Genomic DNA, 22,515 nt, shown 5'->3' on the forward strand with positions numbered 1-22,515 from the left:
AGGAACAAGCAAATGTCGATCGCAACCATCCAGTCCGATCGTCTTGGCGCGAACCCGTTCGTCGTCGAAGGCCCGATCGTCTCCGGCTCCGGTATTCCCGGGCCGAACTTCGCCCTCGGCGCTATCGCCGGCGGCGATCGTGAATCCGAATGGGTCTATTGCCAGCTGGTGCTCGCCTCGCAGACGACGCTTCAGCCCGGCCAGTGGTTCCAGTGGACCCGGGATTATGTCGCCTCGCTGCTGACCACGGCGGCTGCCGTCGTCGGCCAGCGCTGCGGCGTCTTTTCCGGTGCCGCCCAGCCGCCGACCGCGACCGGCGGCCCGGTCGGTGCCGTCACCCTTGCGGCCGGCACCTATTACATCTGGCTGCAGCGCAACGGCCAGGCGCCGTCGCAGGTGGCGACCGCAACGGCGGCCCTCGTCGTTGCCGAAACCACCGCCACCGCAGGCCAGGCAAGTGCGCCTGCCTCGGCGACGACAACCACCAAGGCGATCGCCAACGTCAACTTTGCGGCCGCCAACCAGACCTTCACGGCAACCACCGTCAACGGCTCCAACCTGCTGACCAGCCTTTCCGGCCTCAATGCCGGTTCCGGCCCGTTCATCGGTGCGGCGGTTGCCGGCACCGGCATATCGGGCGGCACGACGATCTCGGGCATCACCTACAACCCGAACGGCGTCGTCCAGAGCATCACGCTCTCGGCCAATGCCACCGCTAACGGCACGGGCATCACCATCACGGCGACGGGCGTGCTCGAAGCGACGCTGATGCGGCCGTTTTTGTCGAAGGTGAACTAAAAGCCCAAGCGTGCCGGCCTTTCTATATGTGGCGTGCCCCTCATCCGCCTGCCGGCACCTTCTCCCCGTAAACGGGGAGAAGGGAACATGCCGCAACCTCTCCGTTCCCCGCAAACCCATCGCAGGGCACGTCCCCTCTCCCCGCGAGCGGGGAGAGGGTTAGGGTGAGGGGCACGTCACCGGCACGACGTCACATCAGGCGCATCCCTACCCATCCACATCTCCCCGCCATCAACAGCGAGCAAGCACCATGCCCGACAATACCGGAATTTATGCCTCCTTCAGCCTCGAGCCGGTCGAGCAGACCTTTCTGACCGAGAAGGAGGGCCGGCCGATTTTTGCCGATAAGGAATTCGTCCGCATCTTCATCGCAGGTGACAAGCATACCGAAGTCTACCGCGAGGTGACCGACAACGACAAACAGCGTTTTGCCGACGCCTATAAGCGCTTCAAGGAAGGGGCCGAGGCCCGCGAGCAGCTGACCGGCACGCCGCTTTCGCAATGGCCTTATCTGAAGCCCAGCCAGATCAAGGAGATGGAGGCGGTCAACATCTATACCGTCGAGCAGCTCGCCGCCCTTTCCGACACCGCCAAGCAGAAGATCGGCATGGGCGCCAACGAACTTGTCGCCGCCGCCCGGGCCTATCTCGCAACCGCCGAGAACTCCAGCGCCGCTTCCGCCTTTGCCGCCGAAAACGAGCGGCTGAAGGGCGAGGTCACCCGCCTGCAGGAGCAGATGAAGGAGATGGCCTTGCGTTTCGAGGCGATCGAAAAGGACGGCGAAGGCAAGGGCCGCAGCCGGCAGGCTGCCTGACGACGCGCTGAACCAACATCCTGCCTTGAACGGAGATCTCCCGCATGTCGCTCTTGACCATCATTCAGAACGTCTGCGCCGAGATCGACCTCGATCCGCCGGCGGCTGTCATGTCCTCGGCGGATCCGCAGATCATGCAGCTGCGCATCCTTTCCACCCGCGCCGGCCGCGACCTGATGCGCGAGCATGACTGGTCGGCGCTCTCGGTGGACAGGCAGTTCACCGCGACGGGTGTCAACCCCGAGCCGGCCGAGCCGCCCGCCGACTGGGACCGTTTTGCCGCCAATGCGAAGATCTGGAATGCCGCGCGCCTTTGGCAGCTGAACGGCCCGGTGGAACCGCAGACCTGGCAGCGCCAGACCATCCTGAACGCAAATCCGGTGCCGCAGATCTGGCGCATGGCCGGCGGCAAGCTCGACATCTACCCGAACGCCGCGGGCGAGACGATCCGATATGAATATATCTCCGGCTTCTGGGTGGCGGTGAACGGCGGGGCGAGTTTTGCCGGCAATTGGGCCAACGACACCGATACCGCCCGTTTCCCCGAAGACCTTCTCGAACTCTCGCTGATTTGGCGCTGGAAGCGGGCCAAGGGCCTCGATTACGGCGAGGAGATCGCCAGCTTCGAGCGCTCCAAGGAAGCCGCCATCGGCGCCGATCGCGCCGCAGCACCCGTCGACCTCTCGCTGCCGGCGAGGGGGCAGGCGCCTCAGAATTATTGGCCCGGCACGATCACGGTTGCAAATCCATGACCCGCAGACCTGTTCCCCCCAACGGCCGCACCGGCCGCGTTTCGCCGGGCAAAGACTGGACCGCGCCGATCGGCGGCTGGCGAACCGATGTCGAGATGGCGGATATGCCTGCCGACGCGGCCTTCCAGCTTGACAATTTCTTTCCCGAGGCCAACCGGGTTCGCGCCCGCTACGGCTTCCTTCCCTTCGCCACCGGTCTTGGCGGCGACGTGCAGACGGTGATTGCCTATTCCGGCGTCGGCAACAGGCTGTTTGCCGCCGCCGGAGACAAGATCTTCGACGTGACGGTCGGCGGGGCCGCCGGTGCGCCCGTCGTCTCGGGCCTCTCCAGCGCCCACTGGTCGGTGCAGCAATATACCAACCCGGCCGGCCAGGAATTCCTGCGCCTGGTCAACGGCCTCGACACGCCGCTGCTCTTCAACGGCGCCTCCTGGACCAACAATTTTCTCACCGGCACCGCAACGCTTGCCACCCAGAACGTCGCCGTCCGCAACACGGCCTATACGCTGAGCTTCTTCGGCACCGGCTCGGTGGCGCTTTCCGGCGCCTTCACCGGCACGCTGAACGGCACCGGCGTCAACAACCGGGTGTCGCTCACCTTCACGCCGGCGGCCGGCACGCTTGTTGTCACCGTGACGGGCTCGGTCACCAATGCGCAGCTGGAAAAAGGCGCGGCCGCCACAGCTTACGTTGCCTCGACGATGATCACAGGCATACCCGACGCCTCGCTGCTGATCGCGGTGACGGCCTATCGCTCGCGCCTGTGGTTCATCGAGAAGAACTCGACCAATGTCTGGTATCTCGCCACCGATGCCGTCAGCGGGGCGGCAACGGTTCTGCCGGTCGGCGGCAATATGAAATATGGCGGCACGCTGGTTGCGATCAACGTCTGGACGATTCCGGTTTCCACCGGCCTGCAGCAATGCCTGGTGCTGATCTCCTCGGAAGGCGAGGTGATCGTCTTCCAGGGCTCCGATCCGGCAAATGCCGCCAATTGGAGCCTGATCGGCACCTTCAAGCTCGGCCGGCCGCTTGGGCTCGATCGCTGTCTGCTGTCGGTCGGCGCCGATCTCGCCATCATGACGACCGACGGCATCGTGCCGATCACCAAGGCGGTACAGCTCGACCGCGGCGCCACCAGCCTCGGCGCGATCACCGCCAGGATCGGCCCGACATGGCGCGAGACGGTGGCCGCCACCGGCACGACCTCAGGGGAGTGGCAGCTTTCGAGCTTCCCGGCCAGGCAGATGGCGATCGTCAACCTGCCATCGTCTTTCGGCCCCTATCAATATGTGATGAACACCGAGACCGGGGCCTGGTGCCGCTTCGTCGGCATGCCGGCCTCCTGCTGGGCGACATGGCAGGACCGGCTGTTCTTCGGGGCGGCCGACGGCACGGTCTACGAGGCGGAGGTCGGCGCCAACGACAACGGCGTGGCGATCGACGCGCTGATGGTCGGCGCCTGGAGCCGCTATGGCGACGGGCTCTCGACCAAGCTTTCGAAGCTGATCGGCGTGACGGCGCAGATCGGCGTGTCCACGGTGATGTATGCCGGCATCTCCGTCGACTACCAGACGAAGATCCCGACAGCGCTTCTCTCCTCGGTCGAAAACAATGCGGCGGCGAAATGGGGAACGGCGATCTGGGGCGTGTCGAAATTCCCCGGCATTTCGCTGGTGCGCAAATTCGCCTCCGCCGGCGGGGCGGGCTCGGCGCTGGCACCGACGATCCGCGCGCTGATCTCCGGCTCATCCGGTTCCGTCTCCGAGGCCGCCGTTGTCGGCGGCTCGGTGCTTTACGAAAAGGGCGCGCCGATTTGATCGTCTCCCAACCCAGCGAGGAGATCGCCGCCTGGGTGGGCAGCAGGATCGGCGTCGCCTTCCACCCGCCTTACACCACACTCGCCCATATCGACCGCGGCCGGATCATCGCCGGCTTCGTCTTCAACGTCTGGACCGAACATGACGTCGAGGTTTCGCTCGCCGCCGACCGGCTGTCGCTGACGCTGATGCGATCGGTCTTCCGTTATGTCGTGCATCAGCTCGGCTGCCGCCGCGCAACCGCCAGGACACGTGCCGATAATGCCGAGGCCCAGCGGCTTCTCATGCGGCTCGGCGCCCGTCTGGAAGGCCGCCAGCAGGCCTATTTCGGCGACTGCGACGCGCTGCTTTACGCAATCATGAAGGAGGATTTTCCCTATGGTCTCCACGCCGAAGGCCCCGAAGGCACCTGATCCAAAGCAGACCGCAGCGGCGCAGACGGCCACCAACGTCGACACCGCCATTGCCAACTCCGGCCTGAGCTATGTCAACCAGTACACGCCTGACGGCGCGCTGGAATACAAGACTACCGGCTATCAGACGATGACCGACCAGAACGGGAAGACATACCAGATCCCGATCCGGTCGGCCTATCAGACCTATTCGCCCGAGAACCAGGCGATCTACGACCAGACGCAGCAGACGCAGCTCGGCCTTGCCAGGCTCGCCAACGACCAGACCAATAAAATATCCGGCGTGCTCGGCACCAATGTCGATCTCAGTTCGGGCAATGTCGACAAATACGTCAACGACCATTGGCAGTCCGGCTTCAATAACCAGTGGGACCGCGACCAGGCGAGCCTCGATCAGAGCCTGGCCGACAAGGGCATCTCGATGGGCTCGGCCGCCTACGACAACGCCATGCGCGATTTTTCCACCCGCAAGCAGGCCGCCTCCGACCAGTATCTGGGCGACATGTATTCGAACGCCCAGAACGCCATCCTGACCGAGCGCAACCAGCCGCTGAACGAGATTTCGGCGCTGATGTCGGGCTCGCAGGTGCATCAGCCAAGCTATGTCAATTCGCCGACGACGCAGCTGCCGACGGTCGATCAGGCCGGGCTGATCAATGAGAACTACAATCAGAAGATGGGTCAGTACAATCAGCAGCTCGCCCAGTCGAACGCCGCTATGGGCGGCCTGTTCGGCCTCGGCGGCTCGCTGCTGGGCGGCTGGGCGATGAAATCCGACCGGCGGCTGAAGGAAGACATCAGACGGGTCGGCAGCCTGGATAACGGCCTGCCGGTCTACGCATTCCGCTACAAGGAGGGCGGCCCGATGCAGATCGGCCTGATGTCCGACGATGTGCGCAAGCTCCATCCGGAAGCCGTACTCGAAGCTGCCGACGGCTTCGACCGCGTCGATTACGAAAGGGCCGTCGCATGATCCCAACCATCTCAGGCGGCAATACCGGCAGGACACAGGGCGACATCGACGACCAGCGCAAGCGGCTGGCCTACGCCATGCTGCAGCAGGGCATGGATACGAGCCCGGTGCAATCGCCGTGGGAAGGGGTCGCGCGGCTTGCCGAGAGTGGGCTCGGCGGCTTGGCGGTTCGCCAACAGCGGCAGGCGCAGCAGGCAGGCGCCGGGTCAAGGTGCCGTCGCTCCGACAGGCCTGCCATCCGCACCAGCGCCGGCCTCTCCCGGCTTCCTGTCGCTGTTCTTCGGTGGCGGACCGACGCGCCGGACTGGCGGCTGAATTAAGACATCTGCCGCGTCGGCGGAGGATAACGGCCTGCCGGTCGATCCCTACCGATACAAGGAGGCGGTCCGATCCGGATCGGCCTCGTGTTCAACAATGTGTAAAAAATCCATCCAGACAGACGGTTTCGACCGCGTCTTCTACGAAAGGGCAGTGGAGCAATGTCACTAGCGTCATTCATTTTCGGCGGCGATACCGGCAAGACACAGGGCGACATCAGCGACCGGCGCAAGCAGCTGGCCGATGCCATGCTGCAGCAGGGCATGGATTCAGGCCCCGTGCAATCCCCCTGGCAAGGGGCTGCGCGTCTCGTCCAGGCCCTCCTGGGTGGGCTGGCGATCCGCCAGCAGGAGCAGCAGACAAGCGGCGACGGCAGCGTGGCGCCGGCCGGCGACCCGGGCGACTATCCCTTCGCGCCGCTGCCTGACAACGGGCCTATTCCGCCGGAAAGACCCAGTCTCGATCCGCTGACGACGACGGACGATCGCGGCGGACAGCCCATGGCCCCGGCCGCCCAGCCCGGCGCCGGTCTCTTCGCGCCGCTGCCCGACAACGGGCCCATTCCGACGCCGAAGCCCTATCGCGACCCGATGGTCACGACGGATTATCGCCGGGAACAGCCCATGGCGGCCGGTCAGCCGCCGCAGTTTCCGTTGGAACACTTTGGCGATCCCGTCGCGTCGCCTGCCAATCCGCCCATTCCGACGCCGCGGCCCTATCGTGATCCGATGGTCACGACCGACGATCGCCGCGAGCAGCCGATGGCGACCGATCAGCCGGGCGACGATGCCTTCGCTCCGCTGCCTGACAACGGACCCATTCCTTCGCTGAGACCTAGCTATCGCGACCCGCAGGTGACGACGGACGAACGCCGCCAACAGCCCGCGGTGCCTGCTCCTGGCGGCGGCGCCGCCGGATCCGCAAACGACGGGGCAGAGCTTCAAACGATTCTGTCCGATCCCGTTCGTAGCGCCAAGCTGCCGGCCGGCATGCGCAACAACAATCCCGCCAATCTCAAATATGTCGGGCAGCATGGGCCAGGAATCATTGGCCCTTCCGAGAACACCGACCAGGGCGATCCGCAAGTCGTCTATGCCACGCCGGAAGCGGGCATGCGGCACAATGTCTGGCAGATCATGAGGAAGTATCGAAAAGGCATGCTGACCCCGAATCAGATGATCGCCGGAGCCAGCGGATGGACGCCTAAATCTTTCACGGCGGCCGCCAACATTGCGCAATTGATGGGCATCGGCCCTGACGACGATCTCCAATTGACCGACCCGGCAATGGCAAAGAAGTTTGTTCGCGCCCTCATCACTCAGGAGCAGGGAACATCGGGCGCTCTTTATCCGGACAGCATGATTGAAGCGGCAATCGCAGCACAGTCCAAGGGCGTTGCGCATGCCGTGCCGACCCAACCGGCCAAGGAGCCCGTTCCCACGCCGAGGCCGGAATATCCCGATCCGCAGATGACGACGGACGAGCGCCGCCAGCAGCCCGCGACGGCGCCCCAACTGCCCGGCGACGATCCCTTCGTTCTGCCCGATAAAGTGCCCGTTCCCACACCGAAACCCGGCCGCCACGATCGGCAGGCGGTAAGGGGCGCGCCCAGCCAGCAACCCGCCGACGCCGATGTCTTCCACGGCTTCATGGACACGGTGAAGAACGGTTACAAGACGAAGAATGGCTCGGTCATCCAGGTCACCAACCCCTACGGCCTGGCGGCCATCGCCTCGACGGGCCAGTCCGAAAGCCAGTTCTCGACCAAGAGAGCCAACAGTTCCTGGTCCGATCCGAGCGCGAGCGGAAAGAAGGGCACTTCGGGCGGCATCATGTCGTGGCGCAATACCCGCCTGCAAGCGCTCTACGACTTTGCGGCTCAAAAGGGTGAAAAGGTGGGTGCGATCAGCCCGCAGACGCAGGCCGAATTCTTCCTGCAGGAGAATCCCCATCTGATCGCTAGGCTGAACGCCGCTAAATCGCTCGAGGAAGCGCAATCCCTCATGAACCGAGCCTGGGCTTTTAAAGGCTACAATGAGCGTGGAAACCCGGAGGTCAGCAACCGGCTCGCCAGAGCCAGGAGCTTTATGCCGCAGTACCAGACGGAGGACACCGCCGATCCCTCCGCTCAGCCCGGCAATCCATCGAATCCTCCGCCGAGACAGGGCTCTCGCAACCCGCAGGAAACGATGAAGCGAGGTCGGAAACAACCGGCGGCGGACGCGCTCGTACACGCACTCCTTGGACGGCAGCAAAGTGGCCTGTGGTAGCCCGTCCAGGCTTTCGAGGGCAGCAATTCGTGAAAGCTCGGCGCCGGGCGCTGACCATGGCGCCCGCGGGTGGCGGACCAACGACTGCACAACACAAGGTCTCGCAATTCGTGGGGCCTTTTCCTTTGGAGAAGCTCAATGCCTAGAAACCCATCCACCGGCGTCTATTCCAAACCCGCCGGCACGACACCTTCCGTCGGCCAGGTCATCGACCCGGCGCCGTGGAACGCGCTGACCACCGATCTCGGCAACGAAATCACCAATTCGCTGCCGCGCGACGGTTCGGCGCCGATGATCGCGCCTCTCAAGGCCGCAGGCGGAACCGTGTCCGCGCCGGGCATCGGCTTTGCCTCGACCCCGCAGACCGGCCTCTATCTGAAAGGCGGCGGCCTGCTCGGCTTTGCCCAGAACGGCGTTGATGTCTCGTTCGATCACGCTCTGGTCTATGCGGCCAAGTCGGGCGATTACACCGCGCTTGCATCGGACGACAACGCGGTTCATCGATTCACCGCGGCCGCGACACTCACCCTGAGCGCAGCGGCGACGCTCGGCGCAAACTGGCACTATTGCGTCATCGCCGATGGCGGGGACGTGACGATCGATCCGAACGGCTCGGAGACGATCGATGGCGCGGCCACGCTCGTCCTCAAGGATGGCTATAGCATCAACATCATATGCTCCGGTGCGGCTTTCTTCACCAACAAGCTCTTCGCCAGGATCCAGAATAAAGCCGACAGCGCGGCGGTCGGTGATTTCGTCGTCGGGCTCATCCTTTCCAACAACGGCGGCAGCCCGAACACCCATATCGATTTCACCGCCGGCTCGGCCAGATCAGGGTCGAATTTCGTTTCCAGCGCAGCGTCGTTCACCAAGAGGGTAACGGGAACATTTGCGGCCGGAACGGGCGCGGGCGGCCTCGACGCCGGCGCGGTCGCGGCAAATGCGACATACTTCGCCTATGCCTTGCGCAAGGACGCAGACCTGTCTTTCGACGTTGTTCTCTCGACATCGGCAACGATCGGCGGCATCACCACGACACTGCTCGCCGGCTATACCGTCGTAAAATGCATCGGCGTCGTACTGACCGATGGAGGTTCGAACATTCGCCAGTTCGTCATGTATCCGCGTGACGAATATACGTTCGCCGCGCCGGTAAAGGATGCTGTCAATGCCGCTATCTCTACGACCTCAACGCTTCTGGCGCTAACAGTGCCAAATGGGGTTAAGGTCAAGGCGAAGCTGCGCTTTGAAGTCACATCGAGCGCGACGACCAATGCTCTACTGATTCACGATCCGGCGCAGGGTATTCTTGTTGCTGGCATCGCTGCCGATGGCGGTAACGCAGGCGCTGTCCAAGTTGCGGGCAACTATGCCGTAGGGGGGCAAGATGTCTGGACGAATACGAGCAAGCAAGTCCGACAAGTCGCTGGCGCTGGCGGCAATATCTGGGTTTGGACCGATGGGTTTTATTTCCCATGCGGGAGGAATGCATGATGCCATTTCTCCCAGCCGAGCGACAGTGCAATGAACGGTGTGCTGGAGCTTGCGGCGAGAGTATGCATCGCAGTCTCTGGCAATTATTGACGTCGTGAGCTAATGACCTCCGAACTCGGAGGAAATTATGGCAGCTGATAAAGCATCGTACCGGAATCGCGGAGGAGTTCTGCAGCGTCTCGTTACCGCGTACAAGCGATTTCGTTACTTCAGCCGCGCCGGTTCGAACCTGGTTGTCAAGCGTAGCGCCGAGTTTCGAATGGTGAACCATGCGGTTCTTGAAGTCGGTAGCAATGTGACGATTCAAGATCATTCGTTCTTTCAACTCACGATGCCTGAGCCGAAGGTGTTTATTGGAAACAATACGGTCATCGGGCGACGGAACATCATCACTGCCAAAAATCGCATCTCCATAGGCAACGACGTGCTGATCGGTTCAGATGTCCAGATCATCGATCATGGGCACGGCATGCGGCGCGATACGCCCATCAGACTTCAGAAGGCCGAAATCGGTTTTGTCCAAATTGGTGACGATGTCTGGATTGGCGCGGGTGCCAAAATATTGATGAACGTCACGATAGGGACTGGCGCGGTGATTGGAGCAAATTCTGTCGTTACAGTCGATATTCCCGACTATGCAATCGCTGTCGGCTCGCCGGCGAAAGTCGTTAAATACCGCGTTTAATTAGATTTGATAGCACGTGGCGTAGTAGTAGGGCGGTGCCGCCTCAAGCATTAGGAACCTCGCCAATGATAAACCCCAGGGGTAGCGCGATCGCTGCCGCTGCATCGGTCTCCAGCACTTTGAGGGGCTACGCGCCGTCGCTTATCGCGATCCGATCACGTTCTTCCAAGCGGCGTCTGGCCCCTAACTGCTCCATCTTTGCTTTGGCACGACGCGCGGCGGCATGGCACGGCTTCTCGATCTGTCGGTAGAATGGGTAGACGAGCGCCAGCGATAGGGCGCAAACGACCACAGGCGTCGTCGCGAACCATTCAATCGCTGCGGCCGCGATCACGTGGACGAGGTAAATTGAAAAGCAGGCGCCACCGATGGCCTCCAAGGCATTGATGGGGCCTCTTTCAGAGGCGTTCCTGATCTCGGCCAAAATCCAACAACCAGCCAGTGCCGAGAATGGCACCATGGTGAGGTAAAAACCGGCGGCGGTGTTCATCGTCGCCCAGTAAAGAGCGGAAGCAGTTGCGGCAGTCGCGACACGCCAGCCCCAAACACTGCCAGGAAGTTTCAGGCGGTGGAGATTTTCGGCGAGATAGCAGCCAAGCAGCCAGGCAGGTAGCCCGACGACCCAATTGAGCTGCGGCCCGTATTTCATAGCGTTCCCGTATTGGTCCGAGCCGAGGCCAATTGCGACACCGTAAGAGGCGATGGCCGAAACGGCGATAAGAACCGGCCATCCGATCCGGCGCGATATCGGTAAGATCAACGGGTAGAGGCAGTAGTAGACGGCTTCGCAGACGACAGACCAGAGGATATAGCCATCGACCGGGTTGTAAGCCCTTATCCCTATCGCTTGAGCCATGGTGAATGCCACGGCGGCTGGCGGCACGATCCGAATAAAGCGGCCGGCAAGAAATGGTCCTACCTGAAGCAGTCGCGTCCGATACGGGTAATGGATGCAGAAGCCAGAGACCACAAAGAAGGCAATTACCGCCGGATGGCCCGTGAATATGTATTTCGAAAGTCCGGGCATTGAGGGGCCCAGAAGGTGTGCGAATACAACAGACAGGGCAGCAACCGCTCTGACGGTATCGATACCTTCGACTTTGACCGAATTTTGAAGTGAACGCATACGGCCAAGTAACCTCGGCGCGAAGACTTTATCAAGAGACAACCAATAGTGTACTTGTTGGTACTCTAATAAAGGCGCCGATCCTGAGGCAAAAATCCCATGAAATTGATCCGCAACAAGCGCCGCGTGCTCACGTGGTCGCTGTCGATGTGGTGCGTCTATTTGGCAGGCTTGTTTGAGCTGCTGCCGTATGTCGTGCCGTACCTCGATGACTTCATCCCGAAATGGCTATCGATTGGCATCCTTCTGATGTCCCCGATTGCGCGCATCATCCATCAGGAGACTCTCAGAGATGAATAGGCTTAAGAAGGGTAGTGCCGCCGCAGCCATGGCTGTGGCGCTGGTCGGGTCGTTCGAGGGATTGCGGCAGAATGCCTATCCCGATCCAGCCACCAGGGGGCAGCCCTGGACGATCTGTTATGGCAGCACCCATGGCGTCAAGCCCGGGGACCGCAAGACGGTGGAGGAATGCAAGGCGCTCCTGGCGCTGGAGCTTACCACCTATGCGCGCGGCGTCGAAAGCTGTGTGCGCGTGCCGCTGCCGGATGCCCGCTTCGTGGCGCTGACCTCGTTTGCCTATAATGTCGGCGTCAAGGCGGCCTGCGGCTCGAGCGCAGTGAGGCTCATCAACCAGGGCAGGACGGCCGAGGGCTGCGAGGCGCTGTTGAAGTGGAACCGCGCGGCCGGCATCGTCTTTCCCGGGCTGACCCGGCGCCGGCAGAAAGAGCGGCAATTCTGCCTGGAGGGCATCTGATGCTCTCCGTTCTCGACACGCTCAAGATGGGCGCCGGCATCGCCGCCGGGCTGGTGCTCTATCACCTCTATGCCGTTTCGATCGGCTATCCCTCGGCGGCCCGGCAGGCCCGCGCCGGCTATGTCATGCTGGCCGAGAAGGCTGCGGCCGAGGCGCGGGCGGCCGAGATGGAGCGCCAGCGCAATGCGGCCTCGCTCGCCACCGAAGAGAATCGCAAGCGCCTTCTGGCCGCGGAGGTGGCTGAGCAGGCGGCCAGAGACACACTCGAAACAGAGATCCAATCCTATGAACGTCAGCTTTCGGAAAAGAACCGCGCTTGCGCTGTCACTGCTGCTGATCGTCAGTGGCTGCTCCGCCACTGAGCGGCTGAACAGAGCCTCAGCGATGAAGGGGCAGGCGGCGGCCGGCATCACGCTGCCGCCCTTGCCCGAGGATCTGCGCCGGCAGGAAGCGCATGCGCCCGTCGCCGAAGGCGAGCCCATCATCGCTATCCTCGCCCGCGAGCGACAGGCACTCGACCGCGCCAATGCCCGCCAGGGGCGCAGCGCGCAATTTTATGACGACCTCACCAGCAGATATGGAGCGCGCCGATGACGCTTGCACTCGCTATGGGACTTGGTCCTTCATTCGCGACCGCCATGGCCGATGGCCATCCGGATTGGGTGCCGGACCCGAACCGCTATATGCCCTTCTCGATGGGTTGGCGCTGGCCGGCCGGCTTCGTGATGGCGGCTGGCGCCGGGCTCGGCGCGGTCGGCGGAATTCTCGCTATGGCGAATGGGCCGTGGGACATCACGTCGCCGCGCTTCCATTTTTCGGGTTGGGCATGCACGGAGGGCGGCAACGCGCCGCAGGAGATTGTCTATCCGACGGCGGCGTTCGATATCGGCTGCGACATCTCGACTGACCGCATCAACTGGGTTCCCTTCGACTTCGCCGGCAGTGCAAGCTTCAATATGCCCGCGCAGAACCAGGGGACATGGGCTACGGCGAATATCACGCTTCCGAAGGACGCGATCTTTTATCTGCGTCCGAAGCTGCTGATCGCCGAGGGGCAGTCCTATATCGGCAACTACCGCATCCAGAAACATCGCAATGAGAAGATGTGGGGAGCGGCGGACTGGACCGCCCTGCAGGCATTGATGGACGCGGACGCACCGAACACCGCCGCGCTCGACCAGTTCTATAATACGGTCGGCAACGCCAGCAACAGCCAGCTCCTGCTCTATGGCCCCGATCTGATGGTCGGGCTCGGCTGGGATGGCCGGCCGATCCCGATCATTCTCAATGACAGCCTTGTGGAGCGCCAGGAGATAGCTGCCTCAGCGGACGCTCGCAGGAACCTTGGCCTGTGGCGTCGATGGCTGGATGAGCCCGATCAGAAGCAGGGCAGGCTCGTTGGCCTGATCATGGGCGTGCCAGGATCAAAGGCGGCGAACGAGTTGGCGGGCTCCGGCGGCACGATCGCGACAAGGCGATGGGCAATCATCGACGAGGTGAAAACGCTGAATGGCGGCAAGAACTGCTGGACGGGCGTTGCCGCGATCGAGGATGGGTCGAACGACAACAGCGCGACCCTGTCGACCTGGCAGAACGCCATCTACTCCTTGACCTCCACGCGATTTCTCGGCCGCTATCCCGGCACCAAAATGCTCGCAGTTGCGATGCCGGGGCGCACCAGCGTCGGCACGAGTCTCAACTTCCAGACTGTCGCGGGGCAGACGATCGGTTCGCCATGGAGCACGAACCTCGACACCATCAACGATGCGCTGCGCGCGGGCGGCGGCGGCCGTTTCGCCGACTATATCGACGCCTATGCGTTCACGATGGATCCCGCGAACCATGGAAAGTTCAAGGGTGCCGAAAGCTTTCCGATCGGGAATGTCTCCGGCGCGACGACGAGTTCCGCCGCGGCCAAGGTTACTCAGCCGATCCTTCCCGGGGCACGGGTCAATTTCGAGACCGTGCCAGGCACCACCTACACCACGCAGATCGTGCTCACCTGTGCTCCGGATGGAGGCGGCCTCTATGACGTCGTCCTGCAGGGCAACATGACCTTGCCCGATGGCGCCGCGGTTTTCGGTCGGACGACGGAAGAAGGCACGCATCTCGCCCTTTACGGCATCATGGATGTGTTGAGGCGTTGGGCTCAACGGGAAAAGGCAAAGTTCTACCCGGTGATTTGAACAATCGCTCATTGTCAGATGGCGCGCTGGCAAGATGCTCATCGGTACGCGGGATATGATCTGCCACTGAACTTTCATTCACTGGCGATTACAGCCTCGACGGTTTGGATACGCTAAACGGCACGATTTAAGCAACCGGCGGAAAGGCGAAGCTTTCATCTTGGAGCCGGTTGTGGCGATGATCCCGGCATAACCTGCCGGGGCTTGGTATCCGAGCGGCCGGATATGATTGTAGTCGTCGGCCTCGCTGATGCGCTGCGAGCATGACCGAGGCCGAAGAACACTTTCATTCAAAAGCTCGTCACGCATGCGGCCACTGAAGGATTCGACGTAACTGTTCTGCGGCGGCGACGAAGGGGTAAGCGGTGGCCAGAGTAGCACTTCCGCGGTTGCTCGACGATCTGCGCCGGCGGGAAGCGCAAGCGCTCGTCGTCGAAGGTGAGCTGTCATCGCGATTCCTCCCCCGCGAGCGCCAGGCGCTCCACCGCCCGAATGCCCGCCAGGGGCGCATCGTGCAATTCTATGATGACCTCACCACCAGATATGGAACAAACCGATAATACCATCTTGCTTGCCCCGAATCCGATGAGTGGAGCCCCGCCATGGGTGCTGGTCGATCTGGAGTCGATGACATCGACGAAGACCGGCATCACCCTCGAGCTGATGCTTGCGCCGCAAGACAGGGGAAGCAACTGACTGCAACTTGCTGATGTGGGACTGGCTTTCAGAAATTTGATATTTCTGTCGGAGCCCCACCCTCGACCATCTGGAGCTTTTAACGGCGTTGACAGCACATCACTTTAGCAGGAAGGAGGTAATTGGTTGTCATAGCCAATCATGGAGGAGTAATTGAGTAAACGGCCGAGATCGTCGAGCGAAATTCAAGACCAGCTGACGCGTTCTGTTAAATTCCTGGAGCGCTCAATAAAACACTTCGATGAAGGCGACGAGGAGGAAGCATCAAGAATTGCGGTTGAACTCCGCAAGTTGCTCCACGATACCAGAACATCCCATTCCATCTTAGAACAGCTTGGACTGAAAGACACGCTGAGGTTTCACGATTCAGGAAGATATAGAGAAAGGTTCGATGCCGCTGCAAGTCGCTTTGCAGAAATCGAGCTAGGCTCGGGCTATGAGATTGCCGGGCGCTCACCAGTTCAGGTAGGTCTCGTATTTCCGGGGGTCAATGGACGAGCCCCACTGTGGTACGCACCGCTCGGTCTTCGTCACGATAATCGGGATTGGCGAAGTGGCTCCTACCAAACTGGCCCAAGGCCTTTTGATGAATGGTGGAGTGATCCACTTATCGAAGGAAGTTCAGGCAGAAGCTTTAGCAGAAAAGATCTTGTGCTTTTGACTGCCAATCAGGAGAGCGGTGCCCACGTTGATCCGGAAATCGACATTGGATTTGACGATTTGTCGAAAGATATGATGGGAGTATCCTTTGCAATCTTCGGCAAGCGGCCTTCGGCGTTGGAACTGCACAACGTGCCTATGCTGCCGCCCACGAACAACATTATTTATCCCTCTATTCGACAGATTGCGCATGAGATTCTTAAGACGCTTGATCCGCACTATAGCCTCAGCCGATCGCCTCTTCCGGAGTTCTATACGTCATCAGGAGCGTTTTGCAGGCGAATCTAAGAGAATGAGGATACCATCAGCTAGTTGGTCGCCAAGGGTCGTCCCATCATCTGCAAAAGAAAGTGGTATTTCCTTCACCTTCTAGCGTTTCCTTTTCCGTCTATTTCACTTTTCTGCACTCCGAAGAATTTATTCAATCCATAAGCAGAGCCTGCGCGTGAGGCCTTCGGTCTCGTCACTTCGGCTCCGGTTGCTGGATCACCGGCGGCGGGGTTTCGCTCTTGCCGCCGCCTTGGTCGAACGGCTTACTAGGATGCCGAGGATCGACGCGATCCACAACGCCTGCGCGCGGCATGAATAGGCCGCTTCACAAGTTCCCAAGATTCAATAGCTCCGGCTAAAAACGTTCCATCCCACAAAAGAGCACCGACAGAGATGACATCCAATGACGATATTCTCCGCGCTCTTGGGCGCGTCGAGGGGAGGCTGACTGGCATCGAGGAAAACGTGGCGCTTCTGCGCAATGATGTCAGTGACGAAAAGGCCAATGCCCACGATTTCAGCGCCGTGATCCACGCGCGGTTCGACGAACAGGCAAGGCAGATCGCCCACCTCGATACCAGCGTGGCGATCGGCGGCGGCGCCGACGCCCAGATCCGCGAGGAGATCAAGAGCCTGAAGGAAACGGTCGAGAAGAACCAGGAGGTGGTGACACCGGCGCTTGAAGAGTGGAAACGAATGAAATCGATCGGTTACGGGATATCGGGGCTGATCGCCTTCGCCGGGCTGACGATCGGCGGGATCATCGCCTATGCCAGCGATGGCGCGGTGGCGGCGTTGCGGCATTGGTTGAAGATCAGTTGATGAACGCGTGACGTCCGTGGGTGACTTCTTGCCGGCTTCTTCACACAGAAGTCTTGGCTCACCAGTGTTTGCGATTAACTTTACCTAGAAGAGTTTCCAGTTGGCACTGGACAACCTGAGATAATTTCGCACAAGGTTCGGAAAATAAAAGAATCCGAATTCGAATGTACTGGGGGAGCCGTGAATCCTGCTGATCTAGATCACGCCATATTGGCGCACGTGAATGCTAAGGCGAAGGTACTTGAGGACGCATTAGCATCCGATGTTATTTGCTACTTTGGAACTATCCACCCGCAGATAACTCGACCCTTTCGGAATTTCGTTGAAGAGGTGAAAAAAGCTTCATCAAGGACGGAAAATACGCTCACGATTGTTCTTCGTAGCCCGGGAGGGTCGGCTGAGACCGCGGAACGTATGGTGTCAGTAGTAAGGCATCACTATGGCACCGTCAATTTCGTGGTCCCCGACCACGCTATGTCTGCTGGCACCATATTTTGTATGTCGGGTGACCGTATCTACATGGACTATTCGTCTGCGCTCGGGCCGATCGATCCGCAAGTCATGTCTTCTGATGGTAGTGGTTATATTGCGGCGTTGGGATATCTTGACAAAGTGACTGAGATTACGGCAAAGGCTGTGCTCACTCCGGCCGACGTGGTGTTTTTGAGGAGCTTGGACTTGGGTAAGCTAGCTCTATATGAGCAGGCGAAAAACCTTTCGATTAGCTTGCTTAAGAAGTGGCTGGTCGTTTACAAATTCAAAGATTGGACCGTGCACCGGACGACAAATCCCGGGGTGCCGGTCAGCTTGGAGGAGAAAGAGGCGCGCGCGGAGGAAATCGCGGCTGCCCTTTCGGACAATAAACGCTGGCATATGCATGGCAGAGCTTTGGGAATTGAGCGCCTTTTGGAACTTCGGCTTGAGATAGACGATTATTCAAAGGACGAAAATTTGCGCGTCGCGATCCGCGAATACAACGACTTGTTAACCGGATACGCCGATCGTCAAAATATGCCGATTTATCTGCACAGCCATCACACGGAGACGCCATGATGTTTTATACATCCAAACTCATATCCGATGCGACTGAAAGGCAAGAGCAGGCAGTTGAAGCGGCTCTGGCTTTTGCAGATCCACTAGTGCAGGCCATGGCGCTAGCCGATCACTTCGAGAAAATTCAAGCCGAAGAATATGTTATCCCTGAAACCGCCGGCTTTCAACGAGCCCCCGAAGTCCGATCTATCAAAATAGAGTGCCATACTGCGCTTTAAAGCTGGAAAGACACGGCTCGCTGCTGCTCTTCGACTCAAGGTTCTGTGATGCCTGATTGGTCCTTAGAGTTTCTGTTCTAAGTGCTTAGGGATGGTTTGGTGTTTGTTCCATTGGCAAATGCCTTCGCTTGTCATCCTTAGCGACTGGGAGAACAGGAAAGGTAGATTGCCCAGCTGGATCTCAGAGTGACGATCAGGGGCGGAGCGGAGCGCGCACACCCGCGAAGAGCAGCCCGTCAAAAAAACCAAGAGGCGGTCGGGTCGGCGATTGAATTCAAGCAAACAGCCCTCAAATTTTAGGCATCGCTAACGAACAAATGGCCGCCCTGCTGGTTCTCCTTTCAGGAGGAAACGGTCATGAAGAGCATGAACGATCGCCAAGTTCGCATTCCCGGTCCCCGGGAGCATGATGTTGCGGAACATTGCCGCAAGTTCGGGATCGGTCCGGCGGAGGAGAAGAAGCTGAAGAAACTCCTCGGCTCCCGGGCGCCGCTCCATGAGATCAGGGCGAACGCGCCGCCGCGTCAGCCGCGCTGGCGTTAGCCGCCGACCATTCACGGCGCGTTACGGCGATGATTCAAAGATTGAGCGGAGGGAGCAAGGCCGCGCAGGCGAGGGACGGAAATGCCGTTGCCGGGCTTGCCAGGTGATCGATGTTTCTGCTGATGCCGCTGCCACTGGCAGAAAACCCCGCTCCGGCGGGTTTTTTTCGGCGGCGGGGTGGTGCTCTTGATTTCTGCCGGCGTCGGGGCATACCAGTCTAACGATTGGAATATAACGGGAACAATTGGCGCTTGTTTCCTCGGCAGATGGGTCCGAGCGCCGGCTCATTATCAGCCCCGCATCCGTGGGAACTTCCGACAAACATCGGCGTTGTGGCCGACGGACCGTGCAGCAGGCCTCGTCTCCTGTGCCGTTGCTGCTACCCCTGCAGTTGCTGTGCGGTCCACTATCCCCCTGTGTCGAGGGAAGCGTTTTGCCTGGCCGGCAAGGGCCGGGAAAGCCCATGAGAGCGGGATGATTTTAAACCGGCCCGGCCTAAAATCATCCCGCTCGATGGAAGCGTCGGCGCATGATCTCGTCCGAACGCCGCGCACAGATTTCGGGCACCGGCTCTAACGCCCTTGCCGCGACAGCATGAGAATGTAGTCGTCGGCGATATCGGCAACCATCATGGCGGCTTCCGCCGGCTGATATCCCTTGCAGACCGCGTCGCTGACGATTTTCAGGACGGCCGATTCAAGCTCTTCCCGGTAGTCGGAAAGGCTTTCGGCCTGCGGGCATTTTGCACGAAATTCCAACACGTTGTTCACGGCATACCCTCCATTTGATCTTGCTCGATCCCGATGCCTGGAAGCCGGCCTCTCCGCCCGGAGGCGGGTCAGGGGTTCCGGCGAGCTGCTTCGGGAACCAGAAATATTGCCCTGATGACAGCATGGCATAGGGACAGGTGTATTCAAGCGTATGCTGATATTAAGGTAAGCCAGTAGGGTTAATTCGTCCGCCGATGTTGCATCGTGGCATCGCAAGCCGATGCAGGGGCCGGCGGCGGCGAAGCGCGTCGCATCGAGCGTGATCCATGCGACGCGCTGCAGCCCTTGTTTCAGGCGCTGATGCGGCGGCCGGCCTTGTCTGCTTCTTTGCGATTGGCACCATATTTTTCGACGATCTCCTTGGCATCCTCGTTGGAAATGCGGTGTTTCTTCGCGAAGTAGGCGACGTCGTAGGGTCCGTCGGGCGAGGCGGCTTTTTTCGTTTTGTCATTGGTCATGATTTTTCCTTTCATGGAAATCCCGGGCTGACTGTCGCGTCATCTCGGGATGCGCCGGCGCCATCGCCGGGGAGGCGAGGCGCAAGCATGCCGAACCGGCTCGGCCAAAAATTGATCCTGTTCTGGAGAAACCGGCATCACGTCAAACTCCGGCCGGCTTGGCTTCGTTCCCGTATGACCTTGGACGATGCGATGTGAGGAATGGCAGTCTGGGGGGAGCCGGTCCGGCAAGTCTGAAGGCTGCGGCTTAAGCCACAGGCTGCTCGATCCGGGTCAAGGCAGGTGATCCGGCGGAGAGACCAGGCGCAGATGGGGTCTGGTCTTGCCGGGCGGATGGCGGGGAGGGCGGAGCCCGGGGAAAACAATGCTTTCGCACAGCATCGCTTCGATCAGCTTCAGGCGGTCGAGTCTGCGTCGTTGAGTGTCGTAGAGTCTGTAAAGCAGCGCGTAGGCCGGTCCGGCGGGGCTGCCTTTGAGCTCCAGTGTCCTGATCATCATTTCCTGATCGGCAATGCGGTTCGCGGCCTTCACGATGTGGCAACGGACAAGCTTCAGGTCTTTCCGGCGGTATCGTGTGGAAACCATAGGCTTTGCGCCCCTGCGCTTCGCTGTGGAACTCTCCTGCCTGTAAAATGGGTCCCGCCGCGGGGTTATCAATGGCGGCCGGCGATGGCATGCGCTCAGGTGCAAAAGGGAAAAGCCCGCGTCAAGCAGGCTTTTCCCAGTGCGGCGAGTTCAGGCGATGGTTGGTCAGGTTGCGGCAAACGGCACAGCGACAAAGGTTTTACTGCCATCGCGTTCGACCAGCAGCAGCACCGATTTACGGCCGGATTTGCCGGCCTCGGCGATCGCGGCCTTGGCGTCGCGGGTGTTGTGCACCGGCCGGTCGTTGACCGAAACGATGACATCGCCCGGCTGGATGCCGGCGGCAGCGGCCGACTTGTCGGGATTGACGCTGGCGACCACCGCGCCGCTGAAGGCGCGCGGCAGGTCGAGTTGCTGGCGCATGTCGGGCGTCAGGTCGGCAAGGCCGATGCCGAGGCTCGGCTGGCCGCTGCTTTCGCCCTTGCTGTCCGGGCTTTCGGCGGCGGCCTGTTTCTGGCCGTCCTCATTGCCGCCGACGATGACATTGAGGTCGATCGTCTTGCCGTCGCGCCAGACGCTGAGCGATTTCTTGGCGCCCGGCGAAAGATCGGCCACCAGCCGCGACAGGTCCTTCGGGGTCTTGACGGTCTCGCCGCCGACCGACGTGACGATATCGCCCGGCTTCACGCCGGCGTGCGCCGCCGGCGTATCGGCGGTGACGGCGGCAACCAGCGCACCGCCCGGCCTATCGAGGCCGACGGCATCGGCGACATCCTTGGTCACCGGCTGGATCTGCACGCCGAGATAGCCGTGATTGATCGAACCGTCCTTCTGCAGCTTGGCGACGATCTCCCGGGCTTCGTCGGAGGGAATGGCGAAACCGACGCCGACGCTGCCGCCGTTCGGCGAATAGATCGCGGTGTTGATGCCGACGACATTGCCGCTGCGGTCGACGAGCGGCCCGCCTGAATTGCCGTGGTTGATCGGCGCGTCGATCTGGATGAAATCGTCATAAGGCCCGCTGTGCAGGTCGCGGCCGCGCGCCGAGACGATGCCCGCCGTCACCGTGGTGCCGATGCCGAAGGGATTGCCGATCGCCAAAATCTGGTCGCCGAGCTTCAGTCTGTCGGAATCGCCCCAGGCGATGGTCTGCAGCGGTTTACCCGCCTCGATCTTGACGACGGCGACATCGGATTTCGGGTCGGTGCCGATCAGCTTGGCCGGCAGTTCGGTGCCGTCGTCCAGCGTCACCTTGATGTCGACGGCATTGTCGATGACATGATTGTTGGTGACGATCACCCCGTCCGGGCTGATGATGAAGCCGGAGCCGAGCGCCATTGCCTGCTGCGAAGGCCGGTTTTTCGGTGCCTGGTGCGGCAGCGGGATGCCCTGATCCTCGAAGAACTGGCGGAATTGCTCGTCCATCGGCGAATCCTGCTCGCCGGCGCTGACATCGGTCGCCTTTACCGTCGTGGTGATGGTGACGACGGCAGGCTTGTCGGCGTCGACGATCGACGCGAAGGAGCCGCTTGCCGCCAGAACACCGCCGGTATCGGCAGTCGCGGCAATGGCATTCGACGTGTTGATGGTGAACGGCAGGCATGCGGCGCCGGCAAGGATGGCGGCCCCGACCAGGGCTGCGGCGCGATGTTTGCGGAGGATCTGTGACATGGTGGTGGTCCTTGGATGGGCGCCCCTTGCGAGAGCGCCGGCTTTGGATGGCGTCGGGCTTCCCCCTGGACCTGGCGTCGGATGGCGTTTGGCGCCAATGGCTCTCATCGCAGCGCAGTCGTTGGGGGGCGACCGGGCGAAAAGAAGAATTCGCGCTGGTGATTCATATGATCGCGGCCGGCGGATTTACAAATTAAATATTGATCATGTTTATATTGCCGATCTGTAAGACATGACTGGACGTTAATCTTTGTGCCGACGGCCTTTTGGATCGGCGGCCACGCTCTGGAAATTCCAGGCCGGCTTTGCTCCACCTCGCGCCCTCCGCGGCGGTCTCATTTGAAAATAAAGGGACTTATTCCCGAA

At 60.9% G+C, this 22,515-nt stretch carries 27 protein-coding genes; 21 read left to right on the forward strand and 6 right to left on the reverse strand.

Annotated elements, in window-relative coordinates; translation table 11 throughout:
• The first annotated feature begins 12 nt into the window (after nucleotides 1-12).
• From GGD57_RS25915 to GGD57_RS25960, 10 genes are all read left to right on the forward strand, one after another.
• On the forward strand, nucleotides 13-798 hold the full coding sequence (locus GGD57_RS25915) for a hypothetical protein (RefSeq protein WP_184473051.1): 786 nt from the start codon (nucleotides 13-15) through the stop codon (nucleotides 796-798).
• Nucleotides 799-1,048: 250 nt separating this feature from the next.
• Complete coding sequence (locus GGD57_RS25920; protein WP_184473052.1) at nucleotides 1,049-1,612, forward strand: hypothetical protein; 564 nt, start codon at nucleotides 1,049-1,051, stop codon at nucleotides 1,610-1,612.
• Between the two features lie 44 nt (nucleotides 1,613-1,656).
• Nucleotides 1,657-2,364: a hypothetical protein gene (locus tag GGD57_RS25925; protein ID WP_184473053.1), complete on the forward strand. Its 708-nt coding sequence runs from the start codon at nucleotides 1,657-1,659 to the stop codon at nucleotides 2,362-2,364.
• Nucleotides 2,361-4,184 (forward strand): hypothetical protein, encoded by a 1,824-nt coding sequence (locus GGD57_RS25930; RefSeq protein WP_184473054.1) that lies wholly within the window; start codon nucleotides 2,361-2,363, stop codon nucleotides 4,182-4,184. Before GGD57_RS25925 ends, GGD57_RS25930 begins: the two co-directional genes overlap by 4 nt.
• Nucleotides 4,181-4,597: a GNAT family N-acetyltransferase gene (locus GGD57_RS25935; protein WP_184473055.1), complete on the forward strand. Its 417-nt coding sequence runs from the start codon at nucleotides 4,181-4,183 to the stop codon at nucleotides 4,595-4,597. The genes GGD57_RS25930 and GGD57_RS25935 overlap by 4 nt, the downstream gene beginning before the upstream one ends.
• The gene (locus tag GGD57_RS25940; RefSeq protein WP_184473056.1) at nucleotides 4,563-5,570 is read left to right on the forward strand and encodes a tail fiber domain-containing protein; all 1,008 of its coding nucleotides are present in this window, start codon (nucleotides 4,563-4,565) and stop codon (nucleotides 5,568-5,570) included. The genes GGD57_RS25935 and GGD57_RS25940 overlap by 35 nt, the downstream gene beginning before the upstream one ends.
• A complete protein-coding gene (locus tag GGD57_RS25945; RefSeq protein ID WP_246713740.1) occupies nucleotides 5,567-5,890 on the forward strand; it encodes a hypothetical protein in 324 nt (107 codons plus the stop codon). The genes GGD57_RS25940 and GGD57_RS25945 overlap by 4 nt, the downstream gene beginning before the upstream one ends.
• A gap of 159 nt (nucleotides 5,891-6,049) precedes the next feature.
• The gene (locus GGD57_RS25950) at nucleotides 6,050-8,158 is read left to right on the forward strand and encodes a phage tail tip lysozyme (protein ID WP_184473057.1); all 2,109 of its coding nucleotides are present in this window, start codon (nucleotides 6,050-6,052) and stop codon (nucleotides 8,156-8,158) included.
• A 138-nt stretch (nucleotides 8,159-8,296) separates the two neighbouring features.
• Nucleotides 8,297-9,652, forward strand: a complete 1,356-nt coding sequence (locus tag GGD57_RS25955) for a hypothetical protein (RefSeq protein WP_184473095.1) — start codon at nucleotides 8,297-8,299, stop codon at nucleotides 9,650-9,652.
• A gap of 127 nt (nucleotides 9,653-9,779) precedes the next feature.
• On the forward strand, nucleotides 9,780-10,337 hold the full coding sequence (locus GGD57_RS25960; protein WP_184473058.1) for an acyltransferase: 558 nt from the start codon (nucleotides 9,780-9,782) through the stop codon (nucleotides 10,335-10,337).
• Nucleotides 10,338-10,464: 127 nt separating this feature from the next.
• Here the strand turns inward: GGD57_RS25960 and GGD57_RS25965 are convergent, their stop codons facing one another.
• Nucleotides 10,465-11,463, reverse strand: a complete 999-nt coding sequence (locus tag GGD57_RS25965; RefSeq protein ID WP_184473059.1) for an acyltransferase family protein — start codon at nucleotides 11,461-11,463, stop codon at nucleotides 10,465-10,467.
• Between the two features lie 99 nt (nucleotides 11,464-11,562).
• Here GGD57_RS25965 and GGD57_RS25970 point away from each other — a divergent pair, with 99 nt between their 5' ends.
• From GGD57_RS25970 to GGD57_RS25990, 5 genes are read left to right on the forward strand one after another with little or no spacing between them, the layout of a single operon-like run.
• Entirely contained in the window at nucleotides 11,563-11,763 is a 201-nt protein-coding gene (locus GGD57_RS25970; protein ID WP_184473060.1) for a hypothetical protein, read from the forward strand.
• Nucleotides 11,756-12,217, forward strand: coding sequence for a lysozyme (locus tag GGD57_RS25975; protein WP_184473061.1), 462 nt, complete (start codon nucleotides 11,756-11,758; stop codon nucleotides 12,215-12,217). Before GGD57_RS25970 ends, GGD57_RS25975 begins: the two co-directional genes overlap by 8 nt.
• Nucleotides 12,217-12,579, forward strand: a complete 363-nt coding sequence (locus GGD57_RS25980; RefSeq protein WP_184473062.1) for a hypothetical protein — start codon at nucleotides 12,217-12,219, stop codon at nucleotides 12,577-12,579. The genes GGD57_RS25975 and GGD57_RS25980 overlap by 1 nt, the downstream gene beginning before the upstream one ends.
• Before the next feature lie 22 nt (nucleotides 12,580-12,601).
• Entirely contained in the window at nucleotides 12,602-12,811 is a 210-nt protein-coding gene (locus tag GGD57_RS25985) for a hypothetical protein (protein WP_184473063.1), read from the forward strand.
• The gene (locus tag GGD57_RS25990) at nucleotides 12,808-14,403 is read left to right on the forward strand and encodes a hypothetical protein (RefSeq protein ID WP_184473064.1); all 1,596 of its coding nucleotides are present in this window, start codon (nucleotides 12,808-12,810) and stop codon (nucleotides 14,401-14,403) included. Before GGD57_RS25985 ends, GGD57_RS25990 begins: the two co-directional genes overlap by 4 nt.
• Before the next feature lie 78 nt (nucleotides 14,404-14,481).
• Here GGD57_RS25990 and GGD57_RS29555 read toward each other — a convergent pair whose 3' ends face one another.
• Complete coding sequence (locus GGD57_RS29555) at nucleotides 14,482-14,853, reverse strand: integrase core domain-containing protein (protein WP_432443402.1); 372 nt, start codon at nucleotides 14,851-14,853, stop codon at nucleotides 14,482-14,484.
• Here GGD57_RS29555 and GGD57_RS26000 point away from each other — a divergent pair.
• The 6 genes from GGD57_RS26000 (at nucleotide 14,769) to GGD57_RS26025 (ending at nucleotide 18,665) form a co-directional block, all read left to right on the forward strand.
• The gene (locus GGD57_RS26000) at nucleotides 14,769-14,963 is read left to right on the forward strand and encodes a hypothetical protein (protein WP_184473066.1); all 195 of its coding nucleotides are present in this window, start codon (nucleotides 14,769-14,771) and stop codon (nucleotides 14,961-14,963) included. The genes GGD57_RS29555 and GGD57_RS26000 overlap by 85 nt on opposite strands.
• Nucleotides 14,964-15,252: 289 nt before the next feature.
• Nucleotides 15,253-16,047: a hypothetical protein gene (locus tag GGD57_RS26005; RefSeq protein WP_184473067.1), complete on the forward strand. Its 795-nt coding sequence runs from the start codon at nucleotides 15,253-15,255 to the stop codon at nucleotides 16,045-16,047.
• 375 nt (nucleotides 16,048-16,422) lie between these two features.
• Nucleotides 16,423-16,851, forward strand: a complete 429-nt coding sequence (locus tag GGD57_RS26010; RefSeq protein ID WP_184473068.1) for a DUF1515 domain-containing protein — start codon at nucleotides 16,423-16,425, stop codon at nucleotides 16,849-16,851.
• A 180-nt stretch (nucleotides 16,852-17,031) separates the two neighbouring features.
• Nucleotides 17,032-17,904, forward strand: a complete 873-nt coding sequence (locus GGD57_RS26015; protein ID WP_184473069.1) for an SDH family Clp fold serine proteinase — start codon at nucleotides 17,032-17,034, stop codon at nucleotides 17,902-17,904.
• Nucleotides 17,901-18,122 (forward strand): hypothetical protein, encoded by a 222-nt coding sequence (locus tag GGD57_RS26020; protein WP_184473070.1) that lies wholly within the window; start codon nucleotides 17,901-17,903, stop codon nucleotides 18,120-18,122. Before GGD57_RS26015 ends, GGD57_RS26020 begins: the two co-directional genes overlap by 4 nt.
• 357 nt (nucleotides 18,123-18,479) lie before the next feature.
• Nucleotides 18,480-18,665, forward strand: a complete 186-nt coding sequence (locus tag GGD57_RS26025) for a hypothetical protein (protein ID WP_010066856.1) — start codon at nucleotides 18,480-18,482, stop codon at nucleotides 18,663-18,665.
• A gap of 572 nt (nucleotides 18,666-19,237) precedes the next feature.
• On the opposite strand, the gene GGD57_RS26030 is transcribed toward GGD57_RS26025, so the two are convergent.
• From GGD57_RS26030 to GGD57_RS26045, 4 genes are all read right to left on the reverse strand, one after another.
• The gene (locus GGD57_RS26030; protein WP_184473071.1) at nucleotides 19,238-19,435 is read right to left on the reverse strand and encodes a hypothetical protein; all 198 of its coding nucleotides are present in this window, start codon (nucleotides 19,433-19,435) and stop codon (nucleotides 19,238-19,240) included.
• A gap of 290 nt (nucleotides 19,436-19,725) precedes the next feature.
• Complete coding sequence (locus GGD57_RS26035) at nucleotides 19,726-19,893, reverse strand: DUF3606 domain-containing protein (protein WP_184473072.1); 168 nt, start codon at nucleotides 19,891-19,893, stop codon at nucleotides 19,726-19,728.
• Nucleotides 19,894-20,166: 273 nt separating this feature from the next.
• On the reverse strand, nucleotides 20,167-20,478 hold the full coding sequence (locus GGD57_RS26040) for a hypothetical protein (protein ID WP_184473073.1): 312 nt from the start codon (nucleotides 20,476-20,478) through the stop codon (nucleotides 20,167-20,169).
• Nucleotides 20,479-20,643: 165 nt separating this feature from the next.
• Nucleotides 20,644-22,149: a DegQ family serine endoprotease gene (locus tag GGD57_RS26045; protein ID WP_184473074.1), complete on the reverse strand. Its 1,506-nt coding sequence runs from the start codon at nucleotides 22,147-22,149 to the stop codon at nucleotides 20,644-20,646.
• Between the last annotated feature and the right edge of the window lie 366 nt (nucleotides 22,150-22,515).

This window comes from Rhizobium esperanzae (genome assembly GCF_014197615.1).
Taxonomy (GTDB): Bacteria; Pseudomonadota; Alphaproteobacteria; order Rhizobiales; family Rhizobiaceae; genus Rhizobium; species Rhizobium esperanzae_A.

Coding starts and splice junctions, on each gene's coding strand:
- GGD57_RS25915 (WP_184473051.1), top strand. CDS start 13: ATGTCGATCGCAACCATCCAGTCCGATCGTCTTGGCGCGAACCCGTTC.
- GGD57_RS25920 (WP_184473052.1), top strand. CDS start 1,049: ATGCCCGACAATACCGGAATTTATGCCTCCTTCAGCCTCGAGCCGGTC.
- GGD57_RS25925 (WP_184473053.1), top strand. CDS start 1,657: ATGTCGCTCTTGACCATCATTCAGAACGTCTGCGCCGAGATCGACCTC.
- GGD57_RS25930 (WP_184473054.1), top strand. CDS start 2,361: ATGACCCGCAGACCTGTTCCCCCCAACGGCCGCACCGGCCGCGTTTCG.
- GGD57_RS25940 (WP_184473056.1), top strand. CDS start 4,563: ATGGTCTCCACGCCGAAGGCCCCGAAGGCACCTGATCCAAAGCAGACC.
- GGD57_RS25945 (WP_246713740.1), top strand. CDS start 5,567: ATGATCCCAACCATCTCAGGCGGCAATACCGGCAGGACACAGGGCGAC.
- GGD57_RS25950 (WP_184473057.1), top strand. CDS start 6,050: ATGTCACTAGCGTCATTCATTTTCGGCGGCGATACCGGCAAGACACAG.
- GGD57_RS25955 (WP_184473095.1), top strand. CDS start 8,297: ATGCCTAGAAACCCATCCACCGGCGTCTATTCCAAACCCGCCGGCACG.
- GGD57_RS25960 (WP_184473058.1), top strand. CDS start 9,780: ATGGCAGCTGATAAAGCATCGTACCGGAATCGCGGAGGAGTTCTGCAG.
- GGD57_RS25965 (WP_184473059.1), bottom strand. CDS start 11,463: ATGCGTTCACTTCAAAATTCGGTCAAAGTCGAAGGTATCGATACCGTC.
- GGD57_RS25970 (WP_184473060.1), top strand. CDS start 11,563: ATGAAATTGATCCGCAACAAGCGCCGCGTGCTCACGTGGTCGCTGTCG.
- GGD57_RS25975 (WP_184473061.1), top strand. CDS start 11,756: ATGAATAGGCTTAAGAAGGGTAGTGCCGCCGCAGCCATGGCTGTGGCG.
- GGD57_RS25980 (WP_184473062.1), top strand. CDS start 12,217: ATGCTCTCCGTTCTCGACACGCTCAAGATGGGCGCCGGCATCGCCGCC.
- GGD57_RS25985 (WP_184473063.1), top strand. CDS start 12,602: ATGAAGGGGCAGGCGGCGGCCGGCATCACGCTGCCGCCCTTGCCCGAG.
- GGD57_RS25990 (WP_184473064.1), top strand. CDS start 12,808: ATGACGCTTGCACTCGCTATGGGACTTGGTCCTTCATTCGCGACCGCC.
- GGD57_RS29555 (WP_432443402.1), bottom strand. CDS start 14,853: ATGACAGCTCACCTTCGACGACGAGCGCTTGCGCTTCCCGCCGGCGCA.
- GGD57_RS26010 (WP_184473068.1), top strand. CDS start 16,423: ATGACATCCAATGACGATATTCTCCGCGCTCTTGGGCGCGTCGAGGGG.
- GGD57_RS26020 (WP_184473070.1), top strand. CDS start 17,901: ATGATGTTTTATACATCCAAACTCATATCCGATGCGACTGAAAGGCAA.
- GGD57_RS26025 (WP_010066856.1), top strand. CDS start 18,480: ATGAAGAGCATGAACGATCGCCAAGTTCGCATTCCCGGTCCCCGGGAG.
- GGD57_RS26035 (WP_184473072.1), bottom strand. CDS start 19,893: ATGACCAATGACAAAACGAAAAAAGCCGCCTCGCCCGACGGACCCTAC.
- GGD57_RS26040 (WP_184473073.1), bottom strand. CDS start 20,478: ATGGTTTCCACACGATACCGCCGGAAAGACCTGAAGCTTGTCCGTTGC.
- GGD57_RS26045 (WP_184473074.1), bottom strand. CDS start 22,149: ATGTCACAGATCCTCCGCAAACATCGCGCCGCAGCCCTGGTCGGGGCC.